The organism is Sulfurimonas sp. (assembly GCF_023229105.1).
Taxonomy (GTDB): Bacteria; Campylobacterota; Campylobacteria; order Campylobacterales; family Sulfurimonadaceae; genus Sulfurimonas.
The window spans coordinates 1-6,438 of sequence record NZ_JALNZY010000099.1 but is presented as its reverse complement, the minus strand read 5'-3'; the positions used below and the strand labels follow the sequence as shown (position 1 = coordinate 6,438).

The following is a 6,438-nucleotide window of genomic DNA, read 5'->3' as shown; positions in this document are numbered from 1 at the left end:
CAACAGCCCACCAGCGGGGCGCACAGGCCCGGTGCGAGGCCCCTGAGCCCGGTGGCTCGATGATGGGGTCCGCCCCCAGGGCCTTGGTGAGCCGCTCCCGGTACTCCCGACAGAGGGTGGACTCGTTGAGGGCCTGGGTTACTCGGACCTCATTGCCGTACTGCTCGCCGAGGGTCATGGTGCGTCCAGTAGCTTGTCGATGAACTTCCGGCAGGCAGCTTCGGCCCACGCGTAGGCCCCCTCGGGGTGGTCCTCGCAGCCGTCGTAGAAGGCTCCCCCAGACTCCAGGGGGGGCCATAGGGTTTCCCAGGTGGTCATGGGCGGGGATCTTCCAGCCGATGCCCCCGAACGGGGTCCGGGGGCTGACCGTGAACTCGACCCCGCGGTGCTCGTGCTGGGTGATGCAGAGTGCCATGTCTCTACTACGCCGGATCTGGTTGAGAATCAACCACAGGGGAGGCTATTCCGGCTGGGTGCTGCACTTGAGTACGAGGGTGTGGGTCTTGTTGAAGATCAACTCGGTAGGGTCCTGGACGAAGAGCTTGAGCGCTCCGTACTGGACTGTGCGGGATCGACGAGCACATGCAATGCCGGTGGCAACCATGTCCACGTTCTGGCAGATGAGGTAGCGGACCACGTTCTCGCTGTCCGAGTAATCCGGGGGTTCGTGTCGACAGACCCAACCGGACGGATTCGGGAGCGCAATCTCCCCGCCTGCGGAACTCAGCTCTTGGACCAGCTCCGGTCCAACCTTGGGGGTGATGTACAGGGTCCAGGTGGTCTTCCACCGGACCGGCTCATCGGCTTGAGCCAGCGGGGACAGGCACACCAGAGAGGACGAGACTAGGGCCCAAAACAGCTTTCTCATCGGTTTCCTTCAGAGCTTGAGGTCCGTGGGGAGACAGTCGAAGACCTCCCCGTCCTCGATCATGTCCTCGATGGCTTCCTTGGCGTCGACGAGGCGGGCCTCATGGAACCGACAGACCTTGCCGGCCTTGGCGTAGTACACGATGTAGGCCACCGAAGCCGCCGGGAGGCTGTACTGCTTGCGCACGATCACGAACCGGCCACACTTGGACCGGGTCACCGTGCGCAGGAACCTTGCTGCCTCGGTCTTTGCCCACTTGATCGTCTGTGCCATGTCTCTACTACGCCGGGTTTGGTTGAGAAGCAACCACCAGCGGGGGTGATTTTGCTTTCGAGCTGGATCCACCAGACCACAACGACGGGCTTTGACCCCTCGGTCCCCGTAAGAATCCCCAGGGGGAGAAGCGTCATCGGGTTCCTCTGTCTCGTCCCACCACACGGGTACCGACTCCAACCCCCCGAACTGCTGTGGGTCCAGCCGGTCTAGTCTCCGTGGGGGTTGGCCCAAGGGGCGCACCTACACCCCCAGCCCCCGGCGTCGAAGGTCAGCCTTCAGGTTCCGGATGAACCGATCCCCGTTGGCGGGCGTCCCGGACACGACCAGGATGATCTGGCAGGGATCCTTGGGCACCCACCGCCAGTGGTTCTTCCCCGTCATCTCCACCGTCCACCCCTCCTTCACGGCGATGGTGACTAGGCTCCGGAACTCGGGGAAACGGCGGGCGTCCATGGGGTCCTTTCTTGGTTGAGTCTCAACTTCGGCCGGGAGCGGTTACTTTCTGGGAGGGAAGTAGTACTCGGCGTCTTCCCCCAGATCGAGGGTCTGCCGGAAGTAGCCGTACCAGAACCACCGCTCCGGAGGTGACCCCACACACTGGGACCACCCGTTGTGGGCGTTGAGGATCGGAGTCCTCGCCTGCTCGCGGGCCTTCTGGAGGTGGTCCTGCAAGAGAGCCTCCCACACGGCCCGAGAAATCTGCCCCGACCGGGCTTTCACCTCGGCTCGGATGGCGTCCTGAGCCGCTGCCATGCCCCGGTTCATGTGCCCCAGCTCCGCGTCCTGCTCCAACCGGGCCGACCCTACCGTGAGCTTCGGAGGCACGAGCCGCTCCAACCACTGGACGAGGTTGGCCTTGGAGAACCGATTCGGGTTACGGGGCACGAGGTAGGGTCCCTTCTTTGGTTGAGTCTCAACTTGGGGTCAGGCGTTCCGGAAGGCCAGCCAGCCCTCGTAGCCGAAGAGCTTCTCGCCCAGGGCGTCCGTGGCCGGGGTGTCCCCATGCTCCGACTCGCTCCGGCGAGCATCCAGCAGGAAGCGCACACAGGACTCGATGGCGTGCTGCTCCCAGCAGGACACAGCCCTCTGGAGGTCGCTCACGATGCCCTCGGCCGCCTCCCGGATCTCCCGGGCCTTGGCCACCATGGCCTGAGCCTCCTCGCGGGTGAGCCCGTCCTCGGTCAACGTCTGGACGATGTCCTCGTCCTCCGAGTCGAGGTCAGCCCAGAGCACCGCCTGCAGCTCCACATCACCCTTCTGCTGCGTCGTCAGATGCCAGCCGTAGGCTTCGTACCAGTCCTCAGCCGTTTCGTGGATGGTGTCGGCTTCCCGGTGCTGGGAGGCCCACTGGTAGCAGGCCACGACCAGGTCCCGAGGGGGCCCCTTGCCCTCCGCCATCGCGTCCAAGGCCGCCTCGGGCGGGTCACCAATGTGGTAGGCCGCCAAGTCTTCGGGACTGACTGCATCCTCCTCGTAGCGGGTCTTGTCGTGGTCGTGCTCCGTCTCAGCGTGACACCCCTGCGAACAGGTGGTGTAGACCCGCTTCATGCCGCAGAGGCCGCAGACGTGGATGCTGGTGATCCCCGCCCCGTTGGCGAAGATGCCAGGGCTGCTCTTGCAGCCACCTGCGAGGTCCAGGGCGTCGGTCCACTCGTGCTCCTCGTCGACCGGGCACGTAGGCTCCTCCGGGTCGATGATGCAGAGGCGGGAGCGTTCCTCGTCCGTCTCCTCGCAAGTGGCCGTCACCAGAACCGCGATGGACCCCTTCTCGGGGTCCACATCCCAGGTGCCGTCCTCAGCGATCTCCTGGAGGTCCAGCTCGGCGGGGCGGCAGGTCACGTCGTCATGGCCTTCCCCACCTTCGCCCCCGAACACCCAGGTCCGCGGCTCGTCGGAGTCACAGTACGCTTCGCGGGCAACCTGAACCTCGTCGTACACCTCCTCGTACTCCTCGGTCCCTTCGTCGAGGTCGACCAGGCGCTTCACTGCGCTCTCGTAGGCTTCCTTGGCAGTCGTCATCGTCACTTCTCCTCGGGGGTCAGCTTCATCTTGGCAACCAGCTCCCGCTCCCGGGTCTTCTCGGCCGCCGTCAGGGGGTAGGTCGACCACAGGGTGGCCAGCTCGTTTCGCTCCTCGCGGGTCAACTTGCTGGGGGTTCGATCGTCCATGTCTCTACTACGTAGCCCCCTCCCCGGAATCAACCGAGAAAGCTGAGAATCAACCTCAGGTGCAGAACGCCTGCCACGACTGAGCCCGGATTTCAGCCAGATTCTCGGTGATTTCGAGCTTCTCCGTGGGGGTAGTTGCCCCCTCCACCCGGACGGCCTCGGGCACCCGGCCCCACACCTCGACCTGGGCCCCAGGGTACTCTGCCATGACGGCCAGCATCTCGTGCCGGGTAGCCCGCTCAGCTACCTCCTGGGGGTCCTCGTCACCCCACCCATCTCCCACCTGGTCGGAGTGGGTACGCTGCACGCGGAGGGTCAGATGCTGGTAGGTCACGGTCATGCTCCCTTCAACAGCCCACCATCGACTGGGCGTACCACACGGGGGAACCGGTCATCGGCTCGATGACCCGCCACACGTTACAGCGGGTGCCGTCGATCTCCCGGGTCCCCAGCCAGGTCCAAGGCCCCGCCTTGTCCGGGGTGATCAACACCGTCGTCCACCGCTCATCGGGGACTCGACGGAAGTTCCGGTCATGGACCGTGTCGTCTGCCAGGTAGGCGTAGCCAGAGCTAGGTTGCGGGTGTTCAGGCATGGTTGTCTCCTTGCATCCAGTCGATGAACCGCTTGACGGCGTTCTCCGCCCACAGGACAGCACCCTCCGGGTGGTCTAGAGCGCCGTCGTAGAAGGCCCCCTGGGACTCAACCCACTTACCCTGAGCGTTCAAGACCTCCCACCCAATCCCGGGGCAAGGGGTTCGGAACCCCACTCGGTAGGTCACCCCCCGATACTCCCCCGTCCGTAGGATGCTCTCCCCCGTCATGCAGCCTCTTCTTCTAGGAGCTTGGCCCCCATCTCCGCCAGGAGGTAGAGCCCCGTCTCGTGCTCTTCTTCGTCCTCAGCAGCACACGCGGAAACCACGACCTCGATCGTGTACCGCTTGCGCTTGAGCCCCTGTGCCGTGGCCAGCACACAGGCGTCCGTGTTGACCCCACAAAGGCGTACCTTCCGGTTGAGACTCAACTTCGGCAGGACCGCATCAACCCCCTCCGACCCGTCGTCCTTGTCCTTCAGCACCCGGGCCTTCCGGGGGTAGTCGGACAACGCATCCCGGATGTTCTTGTAGGTGACCCCGGACGCCTCGAACTCCACCACGATGACCGGGCACTGGGCGGCCTTGGCAGCCTCGATCTCCCGGACGATGGCCCGACGGACCTTGCGCTTGGCCGCCGCGGGGAACATCGTCTGCACGTCAACGATGACCAGGGTGTACATGTCTCTACTACGCAGGAACCCTCCCGGAATCAACCGACGAAGTTGAGAATCAACCAAACCCGGAGGCCCATAGACCAAGGGCCCCCACCCGTGAAGGTGAAGGCCCTTGCCGAGGCGTGTTTCATGCTGTCGCGACAGACCCGGAGTTCTCCTCCGGGATCATAGCGCCTCTACGGTGTTTGTAGAGTAGCACACCTACGGGTTGAGTCAACCTCGCGGCAGGATCTCGGCGGCAACGAGCAGCCCCCGGACCCCCAAGGGTTTGCGTAGCACCCCGGCCCATAGCTCCCGGCCATCAAGGGTCCGCACGAAACCCCGCCATGGCCACCCCTGGTTCCGGCCCTTAGGTCGGAAGGCTACCCGAGCCCGTCGCCCCGGCACCAACCCCACCAAGAAGGGGCACCCACCAAGAAGGATCGTCCGGCACCACCCCCTGCCTAAGGGGCGGTACTCTAGCCGGGGGCGGTACTCTAACGGATTTGTCTGAGAGGTCATATTTCCCTCTTGACTGAGGATCCTAGGGAGTCTACACTGAAATCCGCTTAGGTGAAAACCAAGCCTAAGCGTGATCTCTGAAACGTAAGCTTTAGGTGGTTCCCGAGGCGAATTGCTTCCTCGGGGTAAAAGGCTTAGAGTTCAGAAGCCAATCCGTTGATCTCCCTAACGAAAACCAAGCTGGGGATCTCAAGTTCAACCGTCGCCCGGAGGTACTGGGAGACGAAAAACGCCTGTGGAGAGGGTGTAAGCCCGCCGACCAAGGCCCGTCAGGGCCGGGGTGGGCGGCGGCCCTCGGTGAAGCAGGAATCGGAACGCCTCGTTAACCGAGAGGTTTGTGAGGCGTGACTAATGCCTAGGCTGAGGTGCCCCCCGCTCGGGAAGTCGTACTCGATCATCGAGACGAGCCCTCCCACGAACGCTACCGGGATGATGCAGAGGGCAGCGTACACCCCCAGAGCTACGTACAGCCAGATGGTCATGGGCCCACTCTACACCCGCAACCCCTACCTCGGAACCCCCTTCCATAGGGATGGAACGCCGCCCCTTCAAGGCGGGTAGCCGGGGGGCTCCGTAGGGACCCCCACCAGAGCCCCCAGTTCCATCCACACGGAAGGCCCGGGGGTCCACGACCCTACCCGCTCCGTGGGGGGCCCTTCCTGGTACACGGAATTCCCCGGGGTCCCTGAGGGTAAGGGCCTCACCAGGATCTTTTTTCCGTGGGTCCGAAAATAACTCTTGACCGAACCCCGGGACCCGGGCTAAGGTCTGCCCTGTCAGGCGCCTTCGGCGCTCGACCTCGGCAGACCAGGAGCCCCTCACCCCGGAATCTCACTCCGCCAGCGTCTCGGGCCAGTCCCCCAACCCCCCACGGGGGTGAACAGACCTAGGAGCGCACCACGGCGAGCTGAGACACCCCGGACCGAGAGTCCCCCCAAAGCCAGGTCGGACCCCCTAAGCTCCCGACAATACAACCGAAGTCCTCGCTGGCCCGCGCTTCCGTCCCTGCGGGCGATAGGTGTTCCCTACCTACACGGTAGCTGCCCGAACACCCTGTGCACCGCCAGCGTTCCCGGTCCGGAGAATCCGAGCCCCACAGGGCCCCCGGCTAACGCCGAAGGCGTGTGCCATGGCAGTGTGCCGCTCTGGCTCACATTGGGCCAGATGTGCGCCAAGTTGTGCCATGGCACAGTGGCACAAATCGCTGGCCGAGCGGGTCTAAATGACCCTGGGGGGTTGTTCAGTCTGATGACCATATATGGTCATTCGGTCGGACAGCCGTTCTGGGTTTGATATGCGGGGGAGACTGCCTCCGCAAAAGGAAGAATCTCGCTAGGTTAGGCTCCGAGCATGGGGG

8 protein-coding genes are annotated in these 6,438 nt (G+C 64.2%); all 8 read right to left on the bottom strand.

Going from position 1 to position 6,438, the window contains the following annotated elements; genetic code table 11:
* Nucleotides 1-460: 460 nt before the first annotated feature.
* The 8 genes from M0Q17_RS10340 to M0Q17_RS10305 all read right to left on the bottom strand — a co-directional run bounded on the left by M0Q17_RS10340 (nucleotide 461) and on the right by M0Q17_RS10305 (nucleotide 4,643).
* Nucleotides 461-868, bottom strand: coding sequence for a hypothetical protein (locus tag M0Q17_RS10340; RefSeq protein WP_295086577.1), 408 nt, complete (start codon nucleotides 866-868; stop codon nucleotides 461-463).
* Nucleotides 869-877: 9 nt separating this feature from the next.
* Entirely contained in the window at nucleotides 878-1,141 is a 264-nt protein-coding gene (locus tag M0Q17_RS10335; RefSeq protein ID WP_295086575.1) for a hypothetical protein, read from the bottom strand.
* 243 nt (nucleotides 1,142-1,384) lie between these two features.
* Nucleotides 1,385-1,597, bottom strand: a complete 213-nt coding sequence (locus M0Q17_RS10330) for a hypothetical protein (protein WP_295086573.1) — start codon at nucleotides 1,595-1,597, stop codon at nucleotides 1,385-1,387.
* 42 nt (nucleotides 1,598-1,639) lie between these two features.
* Nucleotides 1,640-1,936, bottom strand: a complete 297-nt coding sequence (locus M0Q17_RS10325) for a hypothetical protein (protein ID WP_295086571.1) — start codon at nucleotides 1,934-1,936, stop codon at nucleotides 1,640-1,642.
* 132 nt (nucleotides 1,937-2,068) lie between these two features.
* On the bottom strand, nucleotides 2,069-3,163 hold the full coding sequence (locus tag M0Q17_RS10320) for a hypothetical protein (protein WP_295086569.1): 1,095 nt from the start codon (nucleotides 3,161-3,163) through the stop codon (nucleotides 2,069-2,071).
* A 2-nt stretch (nucleotides 3,164-3,165) separates the two neighbouring features.
* Nucleotides 3,166-3,312, bottom strand: a complete 147-nt coding sequence (locus M0Q17_RS10315) for a hypothetical protein (protein ID WP_295086567.1) — start codon at nucleotides 3,310-3,312, stop codon at nucleotides 3,166-3,168.
* Between the two features lie 347 nt (nucleotides 3,313-3,659).
* The gene (locus M0Q17_RS10310; protein ID WP_295086565.1) at nucleotides 3,660-3,905 is read right to left on the bottom strand and encodes a hypothetical protein; all 246 of its coding nucleotides are present in this window, start codon (nucleotides 3,903-3,905) and stop codon (nucleotides 3,660-3,662) included.
* Nucleotides 3,906-4,130: 225 nt separating this feature from the next.
* A complete protein-coding gene (locus M0Q17_RS10305) occupies nucleotides 4,131-4,643 on the bottom strand; it encodes an isochorismatase family protein (RefSeq protein WP_295086563.1) in 513 nt (170 codons plus the stop codon).
* Nucleotides 4,644-6,438 lie beyond the last annotated feature (1,795 nt).